We start from the raw sequence: 24,412 nt of genomic DNA on the forward strand, positions 1-24,412 counted from the left end.
TCGTTCCTTGCCCGATCGTTTATGGCCCTTGAGGCTGCTGGCGCGCGTCGGCCTTACGCTGTGCGCCGTGGCCGCCGCCGTCATGCTGGTCGGCGCGCTTTGGCGCGCCTACGTCGTGGCGCCCTGGACGCGCGATGGCCGCGTCAGCGCGCAGAGCGTCCGCATCGCCCCGGAGGTCACCGGCACGGTCCTGGCAGTGCCGGTGACGGATGACCAGTACGTGAAGCGGGGCGAAGTGCTCTATCGCATCGATCCGGCCCGCTTCGAGCTGGCGCTGGCGCAGGCCGAGGCGCGGCTGGCGGCGGCTGATGCGTCGTTGCGGCAGAAAACCGAGGACGCGCGACGCCGGCGGGGCATGGAGAACCTGGTGCCCGCCGAAGAAATCCAACGTGCGATCCAGGCGGTGGCCATCGCCGAGGCCGAGCAGCGCGGCGCGCGGGTCGCCGTGGACATGGCAAGACTGGATGTGGCGCGCACCGTCCTGCGCGCCCCGGTGGACGGCTATGTGACACGGCTGAAGCTGAACCAGGGCGACTACGCGGTGGCGGGCCAGCCCAATATCGCGCTGGTGGACGCCCACAGCTTCTGGATCATCGGCTATTTCGAGGAGACCAAGCTGCGTGGCATCCGGCCCGGCGCGGCGGCGCGCATCCGCCTGATGGGGTCCGATGACATCATTGCCGGCCGGGTGGTGAGCATCGGGCGCGGCATCGCCGATGCCAACCAGCAGGCCGATGCCCAGGGCCTGCCCAGCGTGGCCCCGACCTTCAGCTGGGTCCGCCTGGCGCAACGCATTCCGGTGCGCGTCGCGTTCGAGCAGCTGCCGCCGGACCTGGTGCTGGCCGCCGGCATGACAGCCAGTGTCGAGGTGGCGACGGCGGGAGGCGACGCGCCTGCCCAGGGCCGCCTCCTGTCGCTGCTATACCACTGGATGTGAGGGGCGACGATGCAGCAAGAATCGAATCGTCCGCGATCCGGCCTGCGCCGCGCGGCCCTGATGGCCTCGCTGGTGATGGCGGCGTCCGGCTGCACGACCGTGGGTCCCGACTATCACCCGCCCGCCGTCGAGGTGCCTGCCAAGTGGGTCGAGGCCGGTAACGCCCTGAGGCCGCGCGACCCGGAGGGGCTGCGCGCCTGGTGGCGTGCGTTCGACGATCCGATGCTCGACCGCCTGGTCGATCAGGCGCTGGAACGGAACCAGGATCTCGATATCGCGCTGGCGCGCCTGCGGCAGGCGCGCGCCGAACGCATCCAGATCGCCTCCGCGTCCTTGCCGGCGCTCGGGGTGGGCGCGGCGGGCGAGGCCCGGCGCGGCAGCAAGGCGCTCGGTCCGCTGCCCGGCGGTGAGTCGCGCACCTGGCAGGTCGGCTTCGATGCGAGCTGGGAGCTGGATCTGTTTGGCGGCACGCGCAGGGCGGTCGAAGCGGCCGATGCGGATATCCAGGCGCTGGCCGATGACCATCGGGCGTTGCGGGTGAGCCTGGTCGCCGAGTTGGTGTCCCGCTACGCGGGGTTGCGCGCCACGCAGATGCGCCTGGCCATCGCCCATGACAACCTGCGCACCCTGCGCGAGGCGGAACGACTGGCGCAGCAGTCTTGGCGCAGGGGCCTGGGCAGCCAGGCGGAGGTGATGCAGGCGCGCACCGAACGCGAGACAGCCGAGGCGCAGCCGCCCTTGCTGGAGGCCGACATTGCCCGATTCAGCCACGCCATCGGCGTCCTGGCGGGGGGCTTTCCCGGCGATTGGCATGCCGCCCTGGCAGAGTCCGCGGCCGTCCTGCCCGAACCGGTCCGCCTGCCGTTGTCACTGCCATCCGAGGTGCTGCGCCAGCGGCCCGATCTGCGGGCGGACGAACGGCGCTTGGCGGCCGCGACTGCGCGCATCGGCGTGGCAGAGGCCGAACGCCTGCCCACGTTCCGCATCCCCTTGGGCATCGACACCACGGCCAGCCTCATTCACAGCCTGTTCTCGAGCGCCAGCCTGGCCTGGGCGGTGGGGGCGCAGGCCAGCCAGCGCCTGTACGATGGCGGCCGGGCCCGCGCCGGCGTGACGGCGGCGCAGGCGAATGCCGACGCGGCGCGTCTGGCCTATGAGCGCGACGTGCGGGTGGCGCTGCGCGAGGTGGAAGACGCCCTGACGGCGTTGACCAGCGAGCGCCAGCGGCAGGCCTCGCTGCGGGAGGCCGTTGCCGACAGCGGCAAGGCGCTGGACCAGTCCACCCGGCTCTATGCGCGCGGGCTGAGCGCCTATCTGCCGGTCCTCGTGGCGCAACGCACGGTCAACCAGGCGCGAGACGCGCTGGCCCTGAGCCAATGGGAGGAAATGCGCGGGGTGATCGCGCTCTACAAGTCCCTGGGCGCGGGCTGGCCGGACGAGCCATCCGCGCAAGCCGCGGATCACACCACCATGTCGACCAGCAGGTAGCCGTCCAGCAGGATGATGCCAACGGTGGCGACCACGGCTGCCCAGGCCCAGGCGCCGCGCAGCGCATGGGGGCCCATCAGGGGCTTGCGGCAGGCCAGCACCACCAGCGGCCCCAGCGCGAACGGCAGGGCCAGGCTCAGGATGACCTGGCTCAGCACCAGCAGCTGGTCGGGGTCCTGGCCGCCGGTGAAGGCCAGCAGGGCGGCGGCCACGGTGCCGGCGATCAGCCGCGTGGCCAGCGCGCGGCGGCGATCGGACCAGCCGCTGTTGATCTGGAAGCCTTGCGACAGCATGCGGCCGGCCAGCACGCCGGTGATGGTGGAGCTTTGCCCGGCCGCGTACAGCGCCACCGCGAACACGATGGCCGCGCCCATGCCGAAGGTCTGGCCGATCACGGCATGGGCGTCGTCCAGGCTGGAGACGATGATGCCGGAGCCGGACAACGAGGCCGCGGCGACGATCATGATGGCCGAATTGATCAACATCGCCACGCCCAGCGACACCACGGTGTCGTTGCGCGCCACGCGCATGGCCAGGTCGCGGGCGTCGGCCGGCAGCACGCGGGCGCGCTGCGCCAGCGAGCCGGAATGCAGGTAGAGGTTGTGCGGCATCAACGTCGCGCCCAGGATGCCCAGCGCGATCAGGAAGCCTTGCGGGTCGCGCAGCGCGTGGCCGGTCTGCGTCATGCCATGGGCCACGTCGGTCCAGGCAGGGTTGGCCTTGAACAGCAGGAACACGAAGGACGCCGCCACCACTGACAGCAGCACGGCGATGACGCGCTCGTGGCGGTCGGCGTTGCCGCGCGTCAGGGCCAGCACGGCGAAGGTGCCGACGCCGGTGACGGCCACGCCGCCCAGCAGCGGCAGGTTGAACAGCAGGCGCAGCGCGATGGCGCCGCCGATGAGTTCGGCCAGCGCGGTGGCCAGGATGGCGGCCTCGCCGGCGAGCCAGGCGGCCTTGGCGGTGCGCGGCGACAGGTGACGGGCGGTGAGGGTGGCCAGGTCTTCGCCGGTGGCCAGTGCCAGGCGCGACACCAGCACCTGGAAGCCCAGCGCCAGGATGGCCGAGGCGATCACCACCAGCAACAGGCCGTAGCCGAAGCCGCTGCCCCCGGCGATGTCCGTGGCCCAGTTGCCCGGGTCGATATAGCCCACCGCCACCAGGATGCCGGAGCCGACCACCCGGCGCAGGTTGGCCGAGACCTGGGCGTCCTGAGGGTACGCCGCCTTGCCGCCTGAAATCGCGTAGATGAACCGGGTCATGTCAACTCCATGAGAATGGTTCTCATTTTCCATGGCTCCGGCGCGACCGTCAAATTGATTTTCGGCAAGGCCCGGATAGGGCGGGCCAATGGCGCCGCCCCATCTCGCCCGGGCTTGCCGCGCCGGATCAGGACTTGAGCTTGGCGTCCATGGTGATCTTGGCGTTCAGCACCTTGGAGACCGGGCAGCCCTTTTCGGCCTTGCGCGCGGCGTCTTCGAAGGCCTGGGCGCTGGCGCCGGGAATCACCGCTTCCACGGTCAGGTGGACGGCGGTGATGGCGAAGCCGCCCTCGACCTTGTCGAGCGTGACCTCGGCCTTGGTGTCCAGGCTCTGCGCCGTCAGTCCGGCTTCGCCCAGGATGTTGGACAGCGCCATGGTGAAGCAGCCGGCATGCGCGGCGCCGAGCAGCTCCTCGGGATTGGTGCCGGGGGTGTCGCCGAAGCGCGTGTTGAAGCCGTAGGGCTGGTTCTTGAGGGCGCCGCTCTGCGTGGAAATCGTACCCTTGCCCGTCTTCAGATCGCCCGACCAGGCGGCGGTTGCGGTTTTCTTCATGCGTGACTCCTGTTGAGGGAACGCGCCCGAAACGGACGCGTCCGGTTGGGGGAGCGCGCGGCCGGCCCGATGGCGGCGCGCGTTGCCGGAAGGGGCATGGACCATGATACGGCGGGCGCGGCGGGGCGTCGCCTGTCGGCCGCCCGCATCCGGCAAGCCGATGTAACCGCCGCTTGCGGCGCCTTGCCAGCGCCGCGCGGCGCCGTCACACTTCGCCCCTGGCTCAACCCGAACAGGCATTGGATACAGATGGTAGTGATCGACACCGAACAAACCCGCCGCGCATTGTCGTTCGACGCGGCGATTCCGGCCTTGCGCGAGGCGTTCCGCCAGGGCGCCCAGGTGCCCGCGCGCCATGTCCACGCGATCGAATCGGGCGGCGCGCACGGGACCACGCTGATCATGCCGGCCTGGAACGAGCAGGGTTACTTCGGCGTCAAGGTCATCAACATCTTTCCCGAGAACACGCGCCAGTCGCTGCCGGGCCTGCACGCCACCTACAACCTGTACAGCGCCCGCACCGGCGTGCCGCTGGCGCAGGTGGACGGCGACCTGGTGACGGTGTTCCGCACCGCCGGCGCGGCGGCGCTGGGCGCGTCCTATCTGGCGCGCGAGGATGCGCGGGTGCTGGTCATCGTGGGGGCGGGCCGCATTGCCGGACTGGTGGCGCAGGCCATGCGCACGGTGCGGCCGATCGACAAGGTGTGGGTCTGGAACGTGCGGCCGGCCGGCGCCGAGGCGCTGGCGGCGGCGCTGCGCGAGCAGGGCTTGGACGCCAGCAGCACCCTCGATCTGGAGCGGGCCGTGCGCCAGGCCGACATCGTCAGTTGCGCGACGCTGTCGACCGTGCCGCTGGTGCGGGGCGACTGGCTGCGCCCGGGCGCCCACCTGGACCTGATCGGCAGCTTCAAGCCCGACATGATCGAGACCGACACGGCGTGCTTCGACGGCACCACGGTCTACGTGGATACCGACGAGGCGCCGACCAAGGCCGGCGACCTGCTGGCCGCGTTCGAGGCCGGCGTGCTGGCGCGCGAGGACATCCGCGGCAACCTCACCGACCTGGTGCGCGGCCAGGCGCCGGGCCGCACCCGGGCGGATGAAGTGACCGTGTTCAAGGCGGTCGGCAGCGCGCTGGAGGACCTGACGCTGGCCGCGCTGGTCTACGAGGCCTGCGGCGGTCAGGCAAAATAACGCCATCCGCCGTTTTTCTTTCTTGCGAGCTGTCGTCATGTCCCGCTTCTTCGTCCGCTACGCCTGCGCGCTCGCGCTGGCCGTTCCCGCCCTGTCCGTCCATGCCGAGATCGTGATCGGGGTGGATGTCTCCACCACCGGCCCGGCCGCGGCGATCGGTATCCAGACCAACAACGCCATTCGCCTGTGGCCCAATACGCTGGGCGGCGAGCCGGCGCGCTACGTGGTGCTGGACGACGGCACGGACGTCAGCCGCGCGGTCAAGAACCTGCGCAAGCTGACCTCGGAAGACAAGGTCGACGCCATCGTCGGCCCCAACACCACCGCCGCCGCCCTGGCCGGGTTGGATGTGCTGGCCGAGACCGGCACGCCGATGATCGCGCTGGCGGCTTCCAGCGTGATCGTCGAACCGCTGTCCGATCCCAAGCGCGCCTGGGCCTTCAAGATGCCCCAGAACGATTCGCTGATGGCGACCGTGCTGGTCGAGGACATGAAGAAGAAGGGCTTCAAGAATGTCGCCTTCATCGGTTTCGCCGATTCCTACGGCGACAGTTGGTGGAAGGAATTCTCCGCGGCCGCCGGCAATGACATCAAGATCGTGGCGCAGGAACGCTTCCAGCGCACCGACGCGTCGGTGGTGGGCCAGGTGCTCAAGGTGATCGCCGCCAAGCCGGACGCGGTGCTGGTGGCCGGCGCCGGCACGCCGTCGGCGCTGCCCCAGAAGACACTGCTCGAGCGCGGCTACACCGGCGCCATCTACCAGACCCACGGCATCGGCACGCTGGAATTCCTGCAGGTCGGCGGGCGCGACGTCGAAGGCACGTTGTTCCCCACCGGCCCCGGCGTGGTGGCGCGCGAGCTGCCGGATTCGAATCCGGTCAAGAAGGTCGCGGTGGAATTCGCCGACAAGTACGAGCGCCAGTATGGCGCCAACACCCTGACGCAGTTCGCCGGCGACGCCTATGGCGCCTGGATGCTGCTGGATTCGGCGGTGGCGCGCGCCCTCAAGACCGGCGCCAAGCCAGGCACCCCCGAATTCCGCATCGCCCTGCGCGACGCGCTGGAGAACACCCGCGACCTGATCGTGCCCAACGGTGTGCTCAACATCTCCAAGGACAACCACCAGGGCTTCGACGAGCGCGCCCGCGTGATGGGCGTGGTGCGCAATGGTAAGTTCTCCTACGCGGACGCGGCGGAGAAAAAATAGGGACGACATAGTCCCGTACGGTTCGTAACGAGTGCTCACCCGCCATAGGGCGGGACAGGGAAAAGCAGGCTTCGGCCTGCTTTTTTTCGTCCATATCATTAGAGGTGAAATGATTTAATGTCGTATCATTTTTAGCGAAGCCATGTACCTAGAAATAAATCCGGGAGAAATAAGACCATGATCGTCCAACGCACCCGCCGCGTCCTGCTGGCCCTGAGCCTGGGCCTGCTGGCCGCCTGCTCCGACTCCGGCTCGGACAAGCCCGCACAGGGGGCCAGCGCGCCCGCCGCTGGCGGCGACACGCTGGCCGCCGCCAAGGCCGCCGGCAAGATCCGCATCGGCTACGCCAACGAGGCGCCGTTCGCCTTCATGGACAGCAAGGAAGCCAAGGTCACCGGTGAATCGGTCGAAATCGCGCGGGTGGTGCTCAAGCGCATGGGCATCAACGAGGTCGAGGGGGTGCTGACCGAGTTCGGCTCGCTGATCCCGGGCCTGCAGGCCAAGCGATTCGACATCATCGCGGCCGGCATGTACGTGACGCCCGAGCGCTGCGGCCAGGTGGCGTTCTCGAACCCGACCTATGGCGTGGGCCAGGCGTTCCTGGTCAAGCAGGGCAACCCGAAGAACCTGCACAGCTACGAGGACGTGGTCAAGAACCCGGACGCCAGGCTGGGCGTGGTGGTGGGCGCCATCGAAGCCGAATACGCATCCAAGGTGAAAGTGCCGGCCGGCCAGATCGTGGTGTTCCCGGATGCCGTGAGCGCGCTGTCCGGCGTGCAGGCCGGCCGCGCCGACGCCTACGCGGCCACGGCATTGACGGTCAACGACCTGATGGGCAAGACCAACGACGGCAGCGGCCTGGAAAAAGCCGAACCGTTCACCGATCCGGTGATCGACGGCAAGGGCGTGCGCGGCTACGGCGCCTATGCCTTCCGCACGGACGACAAGGCCTTTGCCGATGCCTTCAATGCCGAACTGGCCAAGTTCATCGGCACTGACGAGCACAAGAAACTGGTGGCGCCGTTCGGCTTCACGCCCGAGGAACTGCCCAAGGACGTCACGGCCGCCAAGCTCTGCGCCGGGCAATAGGGGGCGCCGATGCAGCTCATATCCGAACATATCGCCGAGCTGGTGCCGCCGCTGCTGGAGGGCCTGGTGGTGACGCTGGAAATCATGGCGGGCGCCGTGGTGCTGGCGGTGCCGCTGGCGCTAGTGGCCGGGGTGGGGCGCCTGTCGACCGTGCGCCCCGTGCGCTGGCTGGCGTCCATCTACGTCGAGGTGTTCCGCGGCACGTCGGCGCTGGTGCAACTGTTCTGGTTCTATTTCGTGCTGCCGCTGTTCGGCGTGCAGCTGCCGGCCATGCTGGTGGGCATCGTGGTGCTGGCGCTCAATGCCGGCGCCTATGGCGCCGAGGTGGTGCGCGGCGCGATCCGCGCGGTGCCGCCGGGCCAGCGCGAGGCTGGCGTGGCCCTGAACCTGACGCGCGGCCAGATCATGCGCCGCATCGTGGTGCCGCAGGCCATTCCTGCCATGCTGCCGCCGGCCGGCAACCTGCTGATCGAACTGCTCAAGAACACCGCGCTGGTGTCGCTCATCACCATCACCGACCTGACCTTCCGCGGCCAGCTGCTGCGCAGCGAAACCCTGCGCACCACCGAGATCTTCACGCTCATGCTGCTGCTGTATTTCGCGGTGGCGCTGCTGATCACGGCCGGCGTGCGGCTGCTTGAACGGAGGGTCCGCGTCCGATGAAACCGATATTCGACTGGTCCTTCGCGCTGGAGATCCTGCCCACGCTGGGTTCGGCGCTGGTCATCACCATCCAGGCCACGGTGCTGGGCATGCTGGTGGCCGTGACGCTTGGCCTGGCGCTGGCGCTGCTGCGGCGCTCGCGCCTGGCGCTGCTGTCCTTGCCCACGGCGTTCGTGATCGAGTTCGTGCGCAGCACGCCGCTGCTGGTGCAGATGTATTTCCTGTTCTACGTGCTGCCCCTGACCGGGGTGCAGATGTCGCCCCTGGCGACCGGCATCGTGGCGCTCGGGCTGCACTACGCCACCTATTGCGCCGAGGTCTACCGCGCCGGCATCGAGGCGGTGCCGCGCGGCCAACTGGAAGCGGCGCGGGCGCTGAACATGTCGCCGTGGCGCACGGCCGTGGGCGTGGTGCTGCCGCAGGCGATCCCGCCGGTGGTGCCGGCGCTGGGCAACTACTTGGTGGCCATGTTCAAGGACACGCCGCTGCTGTCGGCGATCACGGTGGTCGAGCTGCTGCAGCAGAGCAAGATGATCGGCTCCACCACCTTCCGCTACACCGAGCCCCTGACGCTGGTCGGCGTGCTGTTCCTGGCGTTGAGCCTGATCGCGGCCTGGGGCGTGCGCGGCCTGGAGGCCCGCCTGCAACGATATGGAGGAAAGCGATGAGTTCCAGCATCACCATCAAGAACCTGCACAAGCGCTATGGCGAGCTGGAGGTGCTCAAAGGCATCAACCTGGAGATCCCGGCGGGCCAGACGGTGGCCGTGATCGGGCCGTCCGGCTCCGGCAAATCGACCCTGCTGCGCGTACTGATGACGCTGGACCAGCCCAGCAGCGGCGAGATCGAGATCGACGGCGAGCCGATGTGGACCGACGCCCAGGGCCGCCCGGCCGGCCCTAATTCCGAGCACCTGCGCAAGGTGCGCGGCAAGATCGGCATGGTGTTCCAGCACTTCAACCTGTTCCCGCACATGACCGCGCTGGGCAACGCCATGGAGGCGCCGGTGCACGTGCTGGGGCTGTCGCGCGACCAGGCCCGTGAGCGCGCGGTGGAATACCTGGAAATGGTCGGCCTGGGCGACAAGCTCGACGTCTATCCGGCGCAGCTGTCGGGCGGCCAGAAGCAGCGCGTCGGCATCGCCCGCGCGCTGGCGATGTGCCCGGAGATCATGCTGTTCGACGAGGTCACCTCGGCGCTCGACCCGGAACTGGTGGGCGGCATCCTGCAGATCCTGCGCGACCTGTCGGCGCGCAAGAGCATGACCATGATCATCGTCACCCACCAGATGAAGTTCGCCGAGCGCAGCTCGGACCGCACGCTGTTCTTCGACCAGGGCAACATCGTTGAGGACGCCGAATCGCAGACGCTGTTCAGCGATCCGAAGGAGGCGCGCACCCGGCAATTCCTGGACAGCGTGATCGAGGGGCAATAAGCCGCGGTAATAAGGGGCGGGCCTAAAGGACGGGCCTAAAGGGCGGGCCTCGTCCCGCCCTAAATCCCCACGCGGGCGTCGGGATTGGCCGCGCGGGCGGATGCCGGCGCTATGCTGTGCATCCGCGTCCATCGCCCGGAGCCTTACGCATGAGTCATCTTTTCAGTCCCACGTCAGTCGGCAATGTCGAACTGGCCAACCGCATCGTCATCGCGCCCATGTGCGAGTACTCGGCCGACGAGGGCCGCGCCACCGACTGGCACATGATCCACCTGGGCCATCTTGCGCTGTCGGGCGCGGCGCTGCTGTTTACCGAAGCCACCGCGGTCGAGGCCGACGGCCGCATCTCCCCGGGTGACCTGGGCCTCTGGTCCGACGAGACCGAGGCCGCCCTGGGCCGCGTGGTGCAGGCGGTGCGCCGTTATTCGCCCATCAAGCTCGGCATCCAGCTGGGCCACGCCGGCCGCAAGGCGTCCAGCCATGCGCCCTGGGAGGGCGGCCAACTGGTGCCGCCGGAGCAGGGCGGCTGGCAGGGCTGGGCGCCGTCGGCGCTGCCGCACAATGCCTCCGAGCCGGCGCCACGCGCGCTTGACGCCGCCGGCCTGGCGCGGGTGCGCGACGCCTTCGTCGACAGCGCCCGCCGCGCCATCCGCCTGGGCTTCGATGCCATCGAACTGCACGCGGCCCACGGCTATCTGCTGCATCAGTTCCTGTCGCCGCTGGCCAACCAGCGCGACGACGAATACGGCGGTTCGCTGGAGAACCGCATGCGCTTTCCGCTGGAAGTGTTCCGCGCGGTGCGCGAAGTGACGCCGTCCTCGGTGGCGCTGGGCGTGCGGGTGTCGGCCACCGACTGGGTCGAGGGCGGCTGGGACCCCGCGCAGACCGAGGCGTTCGCGCTGCGGCTCAAGGAATTGGGCTGTGAGTTCATCGACGTCTCCAGCGGCGGCGTGTCGCCGCTGCAGAAGATCCCGGTGGGGCCGAACTACCAGGTGCCGTTCGCCGACGCCCTCAAGCGCGCGGTCGGCCTGCCCACCATCACGGTGGGCCTGATCACCGAGGCGCAACAGGCCGAGGACATCCTGGCGCAAGGCCAGGCCGACATGGTGGCGCTGGCGCGTGGCATGCTGTACGACCCGCGCTGGCCCTGGCATGCCGCCGCGCAACTGGGCGGGCAGGTCGCCGCGCCGCGCCAATACTGGCGGTCGCAGCCGCGCGAGCTGAAGGAACTGTTCGGCGAGACGCGCTTCGGCCAGCGCTAGCGCGCGACCGTCGTCCAAGCAAAAAACGCCGCGTGACGCGGCGTTTTTCATGGGCGGACGGTGCGCGCTTACAGGCGCGAATACGCCGCTTCCAGTTCGCGATGCAGGATCTCCGCGAAGTCGGCGCGGGCGGCGTCGTGCTGCGACAGCAGGCGCGCTAGCACCACGTTGTCCTCTTCGCCGTTCCAGATCTTGATGTAGGTGCCTTCCTTGTAGCCATGTTGCTGGCGGAAGATGTTCAACACGTTCTTGGAAACGTACTGGGTGTAGGCATCGTTCCAGCTCATCTCGCAGGCGGTCATGCTCTGCTCGAGCAGCTTGAAGCTGGCGCGGCCGCACACCGCCAGGCCGCCGATCAGTTCCAGCAGTTCGGGCACGTTCAGGCTGGCCAGCGCGTAGCTCTTGCCGTCCAGCGTGATCGAGGCGGGGCCGGCCAGGTCGGCCACCAGCGCGGCGGCGGCGGCGTTGACGTCGCCCTTGGCCTGCACGATGGTGTGCGACAGGTAGAAATGCAGGATGTCGACCAGTTCCATCTGCACCTGCGGCAGGTCGATGGTCTGCTTTTTCCACCACTTCCAGCCGTAGTGCTCCAGGGCCTCGGCCGATTCGACGAAGGCGGCGCGCAGGAAGCGGGCGCCGCCGTTGATCCAGTCCGGATTGATCATGCTGTTCAGGTCGCCTTGCAGCTTCAGCATCGTGGCCGCCTGGGCCTGGTTCAATCCGACAACGTTATTCACTTTCACTCCGGTATTCGTGGGGTCTGTTCGACAGCGGCGGAAATGTTAGCACCATTGCCGCCGCTGCCGCGTCCGCTCACGCATCCTTGCGGTACGACGAGGTCTTGAGCGGCGGCAGCTTTTCCAGCGGCCGCTTGCGCGGGTCGCGGGCGCCGCTGGCCGCCTTGAACAGCATCAGCGCGAAGAAGCCCAGGAATACCGCCGGCATGAAGTCGTCCAGGTCGAAGCGCGGCGCGTGCAGCGCCTTGAAAGCGACGTTGACCGCGGCCCAGCCGGCCACCGCGCCGGCGATGGTCAGGAAGATGCCTTGCTTGCGCTGGCGCGCGCGCTTGGCCAGCGAGACCGCCTCGGCGTCGGTCTGGCCGGGGGCGACGGTGGGCGCCACGCTGTCGGCGCGGCGCGACTGCAGCGGCGGCGGGGCCGTCTTGCCCCAGGTCAGGTCGTTCAGGGAGCCCTGGCTCGCCACGGGCGCGGGCGTCGACGCGGGCGTGGCGACTGGCGCGGCGCCCTGGCGCTTGGCCTCGGCCTTGCCCGGCACCCGGCCGGGCGTGGCCCCGCCCGCGCGTGACAGATTCTCGATGTAGCGCGCGAAGTCGCCGTCTTTGGGCTCCAGGTCGATGGCCATGCCGTTCTCCGCTAGTTGCCGCGACGGATGCGCGCCGGCTGCCGGCGCTTGCGCATCATCGCGACCAGAAGTCCGCATCCTAGCAGCACTGAGAAGCCCGCGCCGATCATCATGGCGATCTGCTGCGCGTTCTCGGCGGCGCCCAGGCTGCGCGCGGTGATGTAGCCCGGCGCCAGCATCAGTGGCATCCACAACACGGCCGACAGCACGTTGGCCATCTGGAAGCGGCCATGGGCCATGCCCATGACGCCCGCCACGGTCGGAATGGTCGAGCGGATCGGGCCCAGGAAGCGGCCGATCAGCACCGAGGCGAAGCCATAGCGGTAGAAGAACAGCCGGGCGCGGGCGACGGCGGTGCGCTGCTGCTTGAGCGGCCAGCGGCGCAGCACGCTGGGGCCGGCCCAGCGGCCCAGCGCGTACGACAGGGCGTCACCGACGATGGCGCCGGCGATGCCCCAGGCCAGGATGCTCCACGGATCGAGCGTGCCCGCGCCGATCAGGCCGCCAGTCAGCAGCATCAGCGCGGTCGCGGGGATGAACAGGCCCAGCAACACCATCGATTCCCCCAGGGTGAGCAGGAAAGTGATGGGGCCGGCCCACGCCTGGTTGGTTTCGATCAGCACGCCGATCTTGTCGATGTATTGGTCCATGAGGCGGAAGTTGAAAATTAGCTGAACGTAATCGGGTATCTTAACGCCTGCATGGTGGAGCCGCGTGAAACATGCGCTCTATCGAAGGCTATCGTCGGAGTTCTATGGATTCGGTTACACAAGCCGTGCTGGGCGCGGGCATACAGGGGGCGCTGCTGGGGCGCGTGCAGGGCCGGCGGGCGCTGATCTACGGCGCGGCGCTGGCGACGGTGCCGGACCTGGATGTGTTGATGCGCTACCCCGACCCCGTCTCACTGATGACGTACCACCGCGGTTTCTCGCATTCGATCTTCGTGCTGACCGGTCTGGCGGCGCTGCTGACCTGGCTGATCCGCAAGTACTGGCCGCAGGCGCAGTACAGCGCGGGCCGCCTCTTCCTGACGTTGTGGCTGGTACTGGTGACGCATCCCGTGCTGGACGCGTTCACGGTCTATGGGACGCAGTTGTTCTGGCCATTGCCGTCGATTCCGGAAAGCTGGTCGGCGATCTTCATCATCGATCCCGTGTATACCGTGCCGCTGCTGCTGGCGGCGGTCTACGCGCTGATCGCGGGTTTGACGCCGGGCGCTCGCCGCCTGCTGGCCGCCGCGCTGGTCTTCAGCACGGCCTACCTTGGCTTCGGACTGGCCGGCCGCATCGCCGCGGAGGATCGGGTGCGCGAGGCCATGCAGGCGCAGGGCATCGCCGTTACCGAATTGCGCGCCGTGCCCATGCCGCTGAACACGCTGTTGTGGCGTGTCATCGCCAAGACGCCCGATGGCCATTACTACGAGGCCGTCAGCAGCTGGTTCGACCGTGACCCGCCGGAATGGCTGCGCCTGCCGCTCAATCCGCAACTGGGCCATGCGTTGGCGGACATGCCGCTGCTGCGGCGCCTGCGCTGGTTCACCGATGATTGGCTGCGCTATGACGCCGTGGGCGACGCGCTGGTGGTGACCGACCTGCGAATGGGCGTGGCGGGACATTACAACTTTCGCTTCAAGATGGCCGAGCGCGACGCCGACGGCGGCTGGCGGCCCGTGACCCCGTCGGGCTGGCCGGGCGCCCGGGGCGGCTGGGCCGAATTCAAGCTGGTGCTGGCGCGCATCCTGCATGCGCAACCGCCGCTGCCGCTGGCGCAATGGGCGCAGACCGCGACGCGCTGACCGCGGCGCGTGGCGCTGTCTGGCAGGCCCGCCCGCTTCGGCGGGCTTTTTTTTCGTCCAGCCAGGTGGGCGAGGGGCGGCGCGGTCGTCGCCGGGGGGGCGTGACCTGGGGCCGTCCCGTATTGACCATAAATCCGCCGTTGCATTATTCTTGTTCGATATTAAGGAACAGTAGTTCCGTTTATTGGAACAAAATGAGTATTCTCGATGGCGTGCAGCGCGTGCTGGCGCTTTACGCGGAAGGCGCCGTGGAACTGAGCTTCACCGACGTGGCGCAGCGCCTGGCGATGCCCAAGAGCACCGCGTCGCGCCTGCTGAACCAGATGCAGCATTACGGACTGCTTGACCAGGACGCGGCCACGCGCCGCTATCGCGCCGGCGCCTTGCTGTCACAAGCGGTGCGCGCGAGCCAGGCCGCCACGCCGCTGGATGAAGCCTGCCGCAAGGTGCTTGCGCGCCTGTCCGACGACAGCGGGCTGACTGCGTACCTGTCCACCCTGAATCAGCGTGAGACGGTGGTGCTGCAGCGCTTGAACGGTTCGCATCCGGTGCAGGTGCTGTCGCCGCCGGGTTCGCGCCGTGCCGCCTCGGGCACGGCAATGGGCCGCGCCCTGCTGTCGCGCCTGACCCAGGATGAGTTCGACGCGCTGTACGGTGCCGATCCGGCCCAGCCGCTGCCGGTGGAGGGCAAGGACTGCCCGGCCACCGTAGGCGAGCTGGCGCAGCGCGTGGCCCAGACCCGCGCCGACCACTACGGCGTCGCCATCGACCAGGCCATGCCCGGCATCGGCGCCGTGGCGGCGGCGGTGCGCGATCCGGACAGCGGCGAATTGCGCGGCCTGTGCCTGTCTTTCGTTTCCTTCCAGGTCGACGCCGCCCGTGTGGCCGCGCTGCGTGATTCGCTCATGCGACAGGTCGCGGCGCTGGGGCGCGAATTGAACGATCCCTATTGGCTGGCCTGATGGCCCGGCTTCCCACCGATTGACCCTATTGCCCCATCCGGCCGCCTGCGCGCGGCGCTCCGACTTTCCCGATTCCACGGAACCCCACTCATGAATCTCCTGCTTCTCAGCAATTCCAGCAGCGACGCCGGCTACCTGGTCCATGCCCTGCCCGATATCCGCGAACTGATCGCCGCGCTGCCCGCCGGCGCGCCGGCGGTGTTCGTGCCGTACGCGGGTGTCACCCGCAACTGGGATGACTACACCACGCTGGTCACCACGGCGCTGGCCGACACCGGCCTGGACATCCAGCCGCTGCACCGCGCTGCCGACCCGGCGGCCACGCTGGAGAAGGCCGCCGTCATCATTGTCGGCGGCGGCAATACCTTCAACCTGCTCGGTCAACTGCGCCGTCAGGGGCTGCTGAGCGTGGTGGCGCGCCGCGTGCGCGAGGGCGCGGCCTACCTGGGCTGGAGCGCGGGCTCGAACCTGGCGTGTCCCAGCATCTGCACCACCAACGACATGCCGATCACCGATCCCGGCGGCTTCGACGCGCTCGGCCTGCTGTCCTTCCAGATCAATCCGCACTACACCAATGCCCACCCGCCCGGCCATCGCGGCGAAACCCGCGCACAACGCCTGGCCGAGTTCTGCACGTTGAATCCGACTACCCCGGTGCTCGGCCTGCCCGAAGGCAGCGCGCTGCGCGTGCGCGATGCCGCCATCACGCTGGTCGGTCCGCATGATGCGCCGCTGTTCGTCGGCAGCGCCGAGCCGCGCGTGTTCGCGCCCGGCCCGCTGGAGATCCCGGCATGAAGCAGGTCATCGACACCATCGAGCTGCTGTCCTCCGCGCATATCACGGGCGAAGCGGTGGCGCAGGTACTGCGCGCGGCCGGCGATTGCGAGGTCGAAGTCACGCCGCTGGCGCGAGACGGCGCGGCGACGGAGTTCCTGTCCATCGTCATTCCCGGCGCCGATCCGGCCGCGCCCCAACTGGGCATCGTCGGCCGCCTGGGTGGCATCGGCGCGCGCCCGGCCGTTACTGGCCTGGTGTCCGACAGCGATGGCGCGGTGGTCGCCATCGCCTCGGCGCTCAAGATCATGGCCATGGCGCGCCAGGGCGATGTGCTGCCCGGCACCGTGCGCATCCGCACCCACATCTGCCCGCGCGCCGGCACCCGTCCGCACCATCCGGTGCCGATGATGCGGTCGCCGTTCCCGATGCGCGAAATGATGTCGCACGAAGTCGACCCGCGCATGGATGCGATCCTGTCGGTGGATACGACCCGGGGCAACCGCCTGGTGAACCGGCGCGGCGTGGCGCTGACGCCCGTTGCCAAACAGGGTTATCTGTTGCGCATTCCCGAGACCATGCTGGACGTGATGGGCTGGGTCAGCGGCGAGCTGCCATCGACGCTGCCGCTGACCACGCAGGACATCACGCCCTATGAAAATGGCTTGTGGCACGTCAATTCGCTGATGCAGCCGGCCATCGTCACCGATGCGCCGGTGGTGGGCGTGGCGCTGACCGCGCAGACCACCGTGCCCGGTTGCGCCACGGGCGTGACCAATGCCGTCGACGCCGACGTGGCGATGCGTTTCTGCATCGAGATCGCCAAGCTCTTCGGGCAGGGCGCCATGACATTCTTCGACGCCGCCGAATGGGCGGCGCTGCAAGGCCGCTATGGCTCCATGGCGCACCTGCAGACCACCGGGCGCGAGCCGGGGGCGGCGCAATGAGCGCGCTTCGCCCACGCCGCGTGGCGTTCTTCACTATCGGCCAGTCGCCGCGCAGCGATGTGGTGCCGGAAATGGCGCCGCTGCTGGGTGAACACGTGCGCATCGACGAGTTCGGCGCGCTCGACGGCCTGGATGCCGCCGGGCTGGCCGCGCTGGCGCCGCGCCCGGGCGAATATCGCTTCGCCACGCGCATGCGCGACGGCAGCCAGATCGAACTGGACGCCGCTGCCGCCGAGGCCCGGCTGGCGCAGGTGATGCGCGAGGCCGATGCGGCCGGCTACGACGTGCTGGTGCCGCTGTGCACGGGCACCGCGATCGCGCCGATGCGCACGCTGGTGGTCGAGCCGCAGCAGGTCGTCGACCACCTGGTCGCGGGCCTGGCGCAGCACTGCCGCAAGGTCGGCCTGGTGGTGCCGCTGGAAGCCCAGGTCGACGCCTTCCACATGGCCGTGCCGCTGGAATGCGCGACCTCGGTGGTGCACGCCTCCCCCTACGAGGCCGACGCCGGGCGCGCGGCCGAACGTTTCACGCAGGCCGGCCAGGATCTGGCCGACTGTGATTTCGTCGTCATGCACTGCATGGGTTACGCCGAACGCATGCGGCAGGCGGTGGCACAGGCATCGGGTCGCCCGGTCCTGCTGTCCAACCGCCTGGTCGCGCAGGCGCTCGCGCAAATATTGGAATAAGGGAATCGACTTCATGTTCAGCCGTACTTTGCAACGCGCCGTGGGCGCACTGTTCGCCGCCAGCGCCCTGGCGGCCGCGCCGGCCCTGGCCGCCGACGCCTGGAAACCGACCAAGCCGGTGCGCCTGCTGGTGGGCTTCGCGCCCGGCGGCTCCGCCGACACGCTGGCGCGCCTGCTGGCCGAGCCGCTGTCGCAGCGCCTGGGCCAGACCGTGGTGGTGGAAAACCTGGCCGGCGCCGGCGGCAACATCATGGCTTTCCGCCTGTCGCAATCGCAGCCCGATGGCTACACCATCGGTATCGCCGCGGCCGGCTCCATGGCCATCACCCATGTGCTCAACGCCAAGGGCACCAGCTACAAGCCGACCGACTTCACGCCCATCACGCTGGCGGCGGTGCAGCCCAACGTGGTCATCGTCAACAAGGACGTGCCGGCCAACAACCTGGCCGAACTGAAGGACTACTTCCAGAAGACGCCGACCGCCACCTACGGCACCGCCGGCGTGGGCATCTCCAACCACCTGATCGCCGAGACCATGCTGTACAAGCTGGGCGTGAAGGTGCCGCACGCGGCCTACCGTGGCGCGGCGCCCGTCATCACCGACCTGCTGGGCGGCCATATCGCGATGACGATGGACAACATCTCCACCGCCGCGCCGCTGGCGCTGCAGGGCAAGGTCAAGGCCATCGGCGTGGCCTCGCTCAAGCGTTCGCCGCAATTGCCCGACGTGCCCACGCTGGACGAGCAGGGCCTGAAGGGCTTCGACATGCCGACCTGGCAGGGCGTGTTCGCGCCGGCCGGCCTGCCGGCCGACGTGCTGGCCGCCTACTACGCGGCGCTGCAGGACGTGCTCAAGCAGCCCGGCGTGAAGGAGAAGATGGCCGGCCTGGGTTCGGAGCCGGTCACCGGCATGACGCCCGAGCAGTTCGGCCAGTTCCTGGAGAACGACCGCAAGCAGTGGGCCGATATCGTGCGCGCCGCCAACATCAGCCTGGAGCAGTGAAGCCGCCGCGCCCGCCGATCGCAGCGGGCGCCGCAAACAAAAACGCCAGACTCGCGTCTGGCGTTTTTTTTTGTCTCGGACGATCGCCAGCGTGTCAGGCGGGCAACCGCGCCGCGATCTCGGCGATCAGGCGGCGCGCGGCGTCCAGCTTGTCGGCGGCCGGCAGCGGGTGCGCGCCCTGCGCGTCGAACAGCACCAGTTCGGTGGTGTCGGCGTCCATCACCTTGTGCGCCAGGTTGCCCACCAGCAGCGGAATGCCCTTGCGCTGGCGCTTGGCCTCGGCGTGCTCGGCCAGCTTTTCGGTCTCTGCCGCAAAACCCACGCACCACGGCCCGTCCTTCAGTTTGGCCACTTCGGCCAGGATGTCGGGATTGGGCTCGAATTCCATCTGCGGCGCGCCGCCGCCTTCGCTGGTCTTCTTCAGCTTCTGGTTGCTGACGTTCTTGACGCGCCAGTCGGCCACGGCCGCCACGGCGATGAAGATGTCGGCGTCGGCGGCGCTGGCCATCACCGCGTCGTGCATCTGCCGCGCCGTCATCACCGACAGGGCGGTGACGCCGCGCGGCACGGGCAGGGCGGTGGCGCCGGTGATCAGCGTGACGCGGGCGCCGGCTTCGCGCGCGGCGCGGGCCAGGGCGTAGCCGGTCTTGCCCGACGAGCGGTTGCTCAGCACGCGCACCGGATCGACCGGCTCGGAGGTGGGGCCGGCGGTCAGCAGCACGTGGCGGCCGGCCAGCAGCTTGGGCTGGAAGAAGGCGATCAGGTCCGCGAGGATTTCATGGGCTTCAAGCATGCGCCCGTCGCCGGTCTCGCCACAGGCCTGTTCGCCGGCCGACGGGCCCAGGATGCTGATGCCGTCGGTGCGCAGTTGCGCCACGTTGCGCTGGGTCGCCGGGTTGGCCCACATTTCGCGGTTCATGGCGGGCGCGACAAGCAGCGGGCAGGCGCGCGCCACGCACAGCGTCGACAGCAGGTCGTCGGCCATGCCGTGCGCCAGCTTGGCCATGAAGTCGGTGCTGGCCGGCGCGATCAGCACGGCGTCGGCGCCGCGCGTCAGGTCGATGTGCGCCATGTTGTTGGGCACCCGCGGGTCCCAGGCATCGACGAACACCGGACGGCCGGACAGGGCTTGCATGGTCACCGGCGTGATGAAGTGCGTGGCCGCCTCGGTCATCACCACGTCGACGACGGCGCCTTGTTCGGTCATGCGCCGCACCAGCTCGGCGATTTTGTAGCAGGCGATGCCACCGGTCAGGCCGAGGACGATGCGTTTGCGGGCGAGGTCGAGCATGGGCGTCGGACGGCGTTTGGATGCCGTCGAATCAGGGAACGGACAGTGATTTTATTCCGCATTGCCACATCGCGCCGTTCGCCATGCGTGCAGGGGGGCTCAAATGGACAAAAACCCGGCCTAGGGCCGGGTTTCGAAGGGGGCGGGGAGGGCGTCAGGCGCGCGGCTTGCGCGCCCGCAGCAGCTCGTCCAGCACCAGCAGCACGGCGCCGCAGCTGATGCCCACGTCCGCCAGATTGAAGGCCGGGAAATACCAGTCGCGCCAGTAGAACAGCAGGAAGTCCACCACGTGGCCATACACCACCCGGTCGATCACGTTGCCGATGGCGCCGCCCAGGATCAGGGTCAACGCCAGGCAGAAGCGCGGCTGGCCACGGGTGCGGCGCAGGATGACGGTGATGACCACCGCGGCGATGATGCCCAGGCCGGTGAACAGCCAGCGTTGCCAGCCTTCCTCGGATGCCAGGAAGCTGAACGCCGCGCCGCGGTTATACAGCAGCGTGAAGTCGAAGAACGGCAGCAGGTTCAGCCGCTCGCCGTACTGGTACGAGGTGTTGAAGTACACCTTGGTCAGCTGGTCCAGGACGATGATGGCCAGCGCGATGGCCAGCCAGCGGCCCACCCTTGCGGGGGGCGCGCCGGCGGACGCCGCGCTGGCGGTGCCTTGGGGGCCGGCCATGCTCAGGCCTTGTCGCGGGCTTCGCCCGAGCCGAACAGGTTGGACACGCAGCGGCCGCAGATCTCGGGGTGATCCGGATCCTGGCCCACGTCCAGGCGCCAGTGCCAGCAGCGCTCGCACTTCTTGTGCCTGGACGGCGTGACTTCGATGCGGGTCTCGCCTTCGCCGGCGTGCACGGTGGCGCGCGAGACGATCAGCACGAAGCGCAGGTCGTCGCCCAGGCTGGCCAGCAATTGCTGGTCTTCGCCGCTGGCGTACAGGTCGACCTCGGCCTGCAGCGACGAACCGATGTCGCCGCCCGTGCGCACTTCTTCCAGTTTGCGCTGGACTTCGGCGCGGATGGCGCGCAGGCGCGCCCACTTGGCCGACAGGGCCTCGGCGTCGGCGAACGGCGGCAGCGCGTGGTAGACCTCGGTGAAGATGGTGACGCGGGCGGCGTCGGCCTGGTGCTTCAGGGCCGAGCCGACCAGTTCCTTCCAGGCCTCTTCGGCCGTGAACGACAGGATCGGCGCCATCAGCTTGAGCAGCGTCTGGGTGATGTCCAGCAGCGCGGTCTGGGCCGAGCGGCGGGCCACGCTGTCCACCTTCGAGGTGTACAGGCGGTCTTTCAGGATATCCAGGTAGAACGCGCCCAGGTCTTCCGAGCAGAACGTCTGCAGGCGCGAAACCGCCGGGTGGAAGTCGTAGCGTTCGTAGTGGCCCTGCACCTCGGCCTGCATCTGCGCCGTCATGGCCAGCGCATAGCGGTCGATCTCGAACAGCTCGCCGTAGGGAACGGATTGCGACACGGCGTCGAAGTCGGCCAGGTTGGCCAGCAGGAAGCGCAGCGTGTTGCGGATACGGCGGTAGCCTTCGACCACGCGCTTGAGGATTTCGTCGGAGATCGACAGCTCGCCCGAGTAGTCGGTGGAGGCGACCCACAGGCGCAGGATTTCGGCGCCCAGCGAATCGGACACCTTCTGCGGCGCGATCACGTTGCCGACCGACTTGCTCATCTTGCGGCCCTGGCCGTCCACCACGAAGCCGTGCGTGAGCAGCGCCTTGTAGGGCGGCTGGCCATACAGCATGCAGCCGGTCAGCAGCGACGAATGGAACCAGCCGCGGTGCTGGTCGGAGCCTTCCAGGTAGAGGTCGGCGGGCCAGCCCAGTTCGGCGCCGTGCGAGCCGGCGAAATCGCCGTCCTTGCCGCCCAGCACGGTGGCGTGGGTGCTGCCCGAGTCGAACCACACGTCCAGCGTGTCGCGGTTCTTTTCGTATTGGTCGGCTTCGTCGCCCAGCAACTCGCGCGGGTCCAGCGTCTGCCAGGCCTCGATGCCGCCTTGCTCGACGCGTTGCGCGACCTGTTCCAGCAATTCGGAGGTGCGCGGATGCAGCGCGCCGGTTTCCTTGTGCACGAAGAAGGCCATCGGCGTGCCCCACTGGCGCTGGCGCGACAGGGTCCAGTCCGGACGGTTGGCGATCATGGCGTGCAGGCGGGCGCGGCCCCAGGCCGGGTAGAAGGCCGTGGCGTCGATGCCGGCCAGCGCCGATTCGCGCAGGGTCGGGCCGCCATCCTTGGGCTGCACGTCCATGCCGGCGAACCACTGGCTGGTGGCGCGGTAGATGATGGGCGTCTTGTGGCGCCAGCAGTGCATGTAGCTGTGCTTGTGCTTTTCGACGTGCATCAGCGCGCCGGCTTCCTTCAGGGCCTCGACGATCTTGGGGTTGGCGTCCCAGATCGACAGGCCGCCGAACAGCGCCAGGCTGTCGACGTACTTGCCGTCGCCCATGACCGGGCTGATGAAGTCGGTGTCCTTCATGCCGTGCTCCTTGCACGAGATGAAGTCCTCGATACCGTAGGCGGGGGCCGAGTGCACCACGCCAGTGCCCGAGTCAGCCGTGACGTACTCGCCCAGGTAGACCGGGGCCTTGCGGTCGTAGGCGGCTTCGAACTGCGCCAGCGGATGGCGGAACTCGATGCCCGACAGCGCCGCGCCCGGGGCCGTGGCGATGACTTCGCCTTCCAGGTTCCAACCCTTCAGGCAGGCCTCGACCCGGTCGCGCGCGATCAGCAGCAGCGGGCCGAACTTGGGGGCGGGCGACACGCGCACCAGCGCGTATTCGATTTCGGGGTGCAGGTTCAGCGCCTGGTTGGACGGGATGGTCCAGGGCGTGGTGGTCCAGATGACGATGGCGCCGTCGTCGACCTTGTCCAGGCCGAAGGCCTTGGCCAGCTTGTCGTGCTCGGCGAACGGGAAGGCCACGTCCACCGCCGGGTCGACGCGGTCGGCGTATTCGACCTCGGCCTCGGCCAGCGCCGAGCCACAGTCGAAACACCAGTTCACGGGCTTGAGGCCGCGGAACACGTAGCCCTTGTCCAGGATGCGGCCCAGGGCGCGGATCTCGTCGGCTTCATTGCTGAAGTTCATCGTCATGTAGGGACGATCCCACTCGCCCAGCACGCCCAGGCGCTTGAAGTCCTTGCGCTGGCGGTCGATCTGCTCGAGCGCGTAGGCGCGCGCCTTGGACTGCACCTCGGCCACCGGCAGGTGCTTGCCGTACTTCTTCTCGATCTGGATCTCGATCGGCATGCCGTGGCAATCCCAGCCCGGCACGTAGTGCGCGTCGTAGCCGGCCATGTTGCGGCTTTTGACGATGATGTCCTTCAGGATCTTGTTGACCGCGTGGCCGATGTGGATGTCGCCGTTGGCGTAGGGCGGACCGTCGTGCAGCACGAAGCGCGGACGGCCGCGGCTGGCGGCGCGGATCGCCTGGTAGACGTGGTTTTCCTCCCACTGCGCAATCCAGGCGGGCTCGCGCTTGGCGAGGTCGCCCCGCATGGGGAAGGGGGTATCGGGCAGGTTGAGGGTCTTTTTATAGTCCATGAACGGCAAAATAGGCGCGCGCGTTTCGCGCGTCTTCGGCGATGGCGGCAGTCAGGGAAGGGAGATCAGGAAATTTTTCTTCGTCCCGCAGCTTTTGCAGGAATTCGACACGCACGAGTTTACCGTATGCGTTGATGGTCTCGTCGAGCAGGTGCGCTTCCAGCAGCACGCGTCCGCGGTCCTCGACGGTCGGGCGCACGCCCAGGCTGGCCACCGCCGGCAGGGCGCGCTCGGCCAGGCCATAGACCTGCACCACGTAGATGCCGGAGCGGGCCGCGCAGCGCTCGGCCACCCGCAGGTTCATGGTCGGATAGCCCAGGGTGCGGCCCAGCTTCTGGCCGTGGATCACGTGACCGCTGATATGGAAGGGGTGGCCCAGCAGGTGGCGGGCCCGGTCCAGGTCGCCCACCGCCAGGGCGGTGCGCACTTCCGAGCTGGAAATGCGGTGGCCGTGGCGGTCGGTGACGTCGGCCAGGGTCTGCACCTCGAAGCCATGGCGCAGGCCGGCTTCGCGCAGCAGGTCGATGTCGCCGCTGCGCTTGTGGCCGAAGCGGAAGTCCTCGCCCACCAGCAGCCACTTGGTATCCATCCCCCGCACCAGCAGGTTCTCGATGAAGGCGTTGGCCGACATTTCGGCCAGGCGGGCGTTGAAGCGCTCGACCACGACCTGGGAAACGCCATAGCGGGCCAGCGCCGCCAGCTTGTCGCGCAGCCCGGAAATGCGGGTGGGCGCCAGCTCGGGACGCTGGTTCAGCGTGGCGAAGTACTCGCGCGGGTGCGGCTCGAAGGTCATTACGGCGGGCGTCAGGCCGCGGTCGCGCGCGACCTGGCAGACGCGCGCCAGCATGGCCTGGTGTCCTCGGTGGACGCCGTCGAAATTGCCGATGGTCAGCGCGCTGGGAGCGCGCTGGGCGGGCGGCGGAAGGGATCGGTGGATGCGCAGCGGTGGTTTCACGAGC

At 68.8% G+C, this 24,412-nt stretch carries 24 protein-coding genes; 15 read left to right on the forward strand and 9 right to left on the reverse strand.

The genetic code is table 11. The features are described from left to right. Positions 1 to 7 precede the first annotated feature (7 nt). Both HV742_RS02485 and HV742_RS02490 read left to right on the forward strand, forming a co-directional pair. On the forward strand, positions 8 to 937 hold the full coding sequence (locus HV742_RS02485; protein WP_367647916.1) for an HlyD family secretion protein: 930 nt from the start codon (positions 8 to 10) through the stop codon (positions 935 to 937). A gap of 9 nt (positions 938 to 946) precedes the next feature. Continuing rightward, positions 947 to 2,425 carry an efflux transporter outer membrane subunit gene (locus HV742_RS02490; protein WP_175144392.1) on the forward strand — a complete coding sequence of 493 codons (1,479 nt, stop codon included), beginning with the start codon at positions 947 to 949 and terminating at the stop codon, positions 2,423 to 2,425. Here HV742_RS02490 and HV742_RS02495 read toward each other — a convergent pair. After that, on the reverse strand, positions 2,398 to 3,687 hold the full coding sequence (locus tag HV742_RS02495) for an Nramp family divalent metal transporter (protein ID WP_175144393.1): 1,290 nt from the start codon (positions 3,685 to 3,687) through the stop codon (positions 2,398 to 2,400). The genes HV742_RS02490 and HV742_RS02495 overlap by 28 nt on opposite strands. Positions 3,688 to 3,814: 127 nt before the next feature. Continuing rightward, positions 3,815 to 4,240 carry an OsmC family protein gene (locus HV742_RS02500; RefSeq protein ID WP_049073122.1) on the reverse strand — a complete coding sequence of 142 codons (426 nt, stop codon included), beginning with the start codon at positions 4,238 to 4,240 and terminating at the stop codon, positions 3,815 to 3,817. Positions 4,241 to 4,489: 249 nt separating this feature from the next. Between HV742_RS02500 and lhpI the strand changes: the two genes are divergently transcribed. The 7 genes from lhpI (at position 4,490) to HV742_RS02535 (ending at position 11,090) form a co-directional block, all read left to right on the forward strand. Beyond that, the gene (gene lhpI, locus HV742_RS02505; protein ID WP_175144394.1) at positions 4,490 to 5,434 is read left to right on the forward strand and encodes a bifunctional Delta(1)-pyrroline-2-carboxylate/Delta(1)-piperideine-2-carboxylate reductase; all 945 of its coding nucleotides are present in this window, start codon (positions 4,490 to 4,492) and stop codon (positions 5,432 to 5,434) included. 37 nt (positions 5,435 to 5,471) lie between these two features. Continuing rightward, on the forward strand, positions 5,472 to 6,641 hold the full coding sequence (locus HV742_RS02510) for an ABC transporter substrate-binding protein (RefSeq protein WP_063581231.1): 1,170 nt from the start codon (positions 5,472 to 5,474) through the stop codon (positions 6,639 to 6,641). A 177-nt stretch (positions 6,642 to 6,818) separates the two neighbouring features. Further along, on the forward strand, positions 6,819 to 7,730 hold the full coding sequence (gene ehuB / locus HV742_RS02515; RefSeq protein ID WP_175144395.1) for an ectoine/hydroxyectoine ABC transporter substrate-binding protein EhuB: 912 nt from the start codon (positions 6,819 to 6,821) through the stop codon (positions 7,728 to 7,730). 9 nt (positions 7,731 to 7,739) lie between these two features. Next, positions 7,740 to 8,393, forward strand: coding sequence for an ectoine/hydroxyectoine ABC transporter permease subunit EhuC (ehuC, locus tag HV742_RS02520; protein ID WP_110134638.1), 654 nt, complete (start codon positions 7,740 to 7,742; stop codon positions 8,391 to 8,393). Beyond that, positions 8,390 to 9,061, forward strand: a complete 672-nt coding sequence (gene ehuD, locus HV742_RS02525; protein ID WP_006383962.1) for an ectoine/hydroxyectoine ABC transporter permease subunit EhuD — start codon at positions 8,390 to 8,392, stop codon at positions 9,059 to 9,061. The genes ehuC and ehuD overlap by 4 nt, the downstream gene beginning before the upstream one ends. Then, a complete protein-coding gene (gene ehuA, locus HV742_RS02530; protein WP_049073126.1) occupies positions 9,058 to 9,828 on the forward strand; it encodes an ectoine/hydroxyectoine ABC transporter ATP-binding protein EhuA in 771 nt (256 codons plus the stop codon). Before ehuD ends, ehuA begins: the two co-directional genes overlap by 4 nt. A gap of 149 nt (positions 9,829 to 9,977) precedes the next feature. Continuing rightward, positions 9,978 to 11,090, forward strand: a complete 1,113-nt coding sequence (locus HV742_RS02535) for an NADH:flavin oxidoreductase/NADH oxidase (RefSeq protein WP_049073127.1) — start codon at positions 9,978 to 9,980, stop codon at positions 11,088 to 11,090. A 68-nt stretch (positions 11,091 to 11,158) separates the two neighbouring features. Here HV742_RS02535 and HV742_RS02540 read toward each other — a convergent pair whose 3' ends face one another. From HV742_RS02540 to HV742_RS02550, 3 genes are all read right to left on the reverse strand, one after another. After that, positions 11,159 to 11,785, reverse strand: coding sequence for a dUTPase (locus HV742_RS02540; protein ID WP_174655167.1), 627 nt, complete (start codon positions 11,783 to 11,785; stop codon positions 11,159 to 11,161). Positions 11,786 to 11,903: 118 nt separating this feature from the next. After that, complete coding sequence (locus HV742_RS02545) at positions 11,904 to 12,452, reverse strand: hypothetical protein (RefSeq protein ID WP_175144396.1); 549 nt, start codon at positions 12,450 to 12,452, stop codon at positions 11,904 to 11,906. An 11-nt stretch (positions 12,453 to 12,463) separates the two neighbouring features. Beyond that, entirely contained in the window at positions 12,464 to 13,102 is a 639-nt protein-coding gene (locus HV742_RS02550) for a DedA family protein (RefSeq protein WP_049073130.1), read from the reverse strand. A gap of 104 nt (positions 13,103 to 13,206) precedes the next feature. Between HV742_RS02550 and HV742_RS02555 the strand changes: the two genes are divergently transcribed. The 6 genes from HV742_RS02555 (at position 13,207) to HV742_RS02580 (ending at position 18,619) form a co-directional block, all read left to right on the forward strand. Further along, positions 13,207 to 14,247, forward strand: coding sequence for a metal-dependent hydrolase (locus tag HV742_RS02555; protein WP_175144397.1), 1,041 nt, complete (start codon positions 13,207 to 13,209; stop codon positions 14,245 to 14,247). A 194-nt stretch (positions 14,248 to 14,441) separates the two neighbouring features. After that, positions 14,442 to 15,209, forward strand: coding sequence for an IclR family transcriptional regulator (locus HV742_RS02560; protein ID WP_049073132.1), 768 nt, complete (start codon positions 14,442 to 14,444; stop codon positions 15,207 to 15,209). A gap of 90 nt (positions 15,210 to 15,299) precedes the next feature. Then, positions 15,300 to 16,004 carry a dipeptidase PepE gene (gene pepE / locus HV742_RS02565; RefSeq protein ID WP_068980364.1) on the forward strand — a complete coding sequence of 235 codons (705 nt, stop codon included), beginning with the start codon at positions 15,300 to 15,302 and terminating at the stop codon, positions 16,002 to 16,004. Beyond that, a complete protein-coding gene (locus tag HV742_RS02570; protein WP_169537779.1) occupies positions 16,001 to 16,930 on the forward strand; it encodes a DUF1177 domain-containing protein in 930 nt (309 codons plus the stop codon). Before pepE ends, HV742_RS02570 begins: the two co-directional genes overlap by 4 nt. Further along, the gene (locus HV742_RS02575; RefSeq protein WP_054415845.1) at positions 16,927 to 17,616 is read left to right on the forward strand and encodes an AroM family protein; all 690 of its coding nucleotides are present in this window, start codon (positions 16,927 to 16,929) and stop codon (positions 17,614 to 17,616) included. Before HV742_RS02570 ends, HV742_RS02575 begins: the two co-directional genes overlap by 4 nt. 13 nt (positions 17,617 to 17,629) lie before the next feature. Next, positions 17,630 to 18,619, forward strand: a complete 990-nt coding sequence (locus tag HV742_RS02580; protein WP_049073136.1) for a Bug family tripartite tricarboxylate transporter substrate binding protein — start codon at positions 17,630 to 17,632, stop codon at positions 18,617 to 18,619. 94 nt (positions 18,620 to 18,713) lie between these two features. Here HV742_RS02580 and coaBC read toward each other — a convergent pair whose 3' ends face one another. The 4 genes from coaBC to HV742_RS02600 all read right to left on the reverse strand — a co-directional run bounded on the left by coaBC (position 18,714) and on the right by HV742_RS02600 (position 24,408). Next, a complete protein-coding gene (gene coaBC / locus HV742_RS02585; RefSeq protein WP_175144398.1) occupies positions 18,714 to 19,910 on the reverse strand; it encodes a bifunctional phosphopantothenoylcysteine decarboxylase/phosphopantothenate--cysteine ligase CoaBC in 1,197 nt (398 codons plus the stop codon). A gap of 154 nt (positions 19,911 to 20,064) precedes the next feature. Further along, positions 20,065 to 20,589 (reverse strand): signal peptidase II, encoded by a 525-nt coding sequence (gene lspA, locus HV742_RS02590; protein WP_175144399.1) that lies wholly within the window; start codon positions 20,587 to 20,589, stop codon positions 20,065 to 20,067. A 2-nt stretch (positions 20,590 to 20,591) separates the two neighbouring features. Further along, a complete protein-coding gene (gene ileS / locus HV742_RS02595) occupies positions 20,592 to 23,453 on the reverse strand; it encodes an isoleucine--tRNA ligase (RefSeq protein ID WP_175144400.1) in 2,862 nt (953 codons plus the stop codon). After that, positions 23,443 to 24,408 (reverse strand): bifunctional riboflavin kinase/FAD synthetase, encoded by a 966-nt coding sequence (locus HV742_RS02600; protein WP_063568717.1) that lies wholly within the window; start codon positions 24,406 to 24,408, stop codon positions 23,443 to 23,445. Before HV742_RS02600 ends, ileS begins: the two co-directional genes overlap by 11 nt. Positions 24,409 to 24,412: the final 4 nt, after the last annotated feature.

It is taken from the genome of Achromobacter ruhlandii (assembly GCF_902859695.1).
Taxonomy (GTDB): Bacteria; Pseudomonadota; Gammaproteobacteria; order Burkholderiales; family Burkholderiaceae_B; genus Achromobacter; species Achromobacter ruhlandii.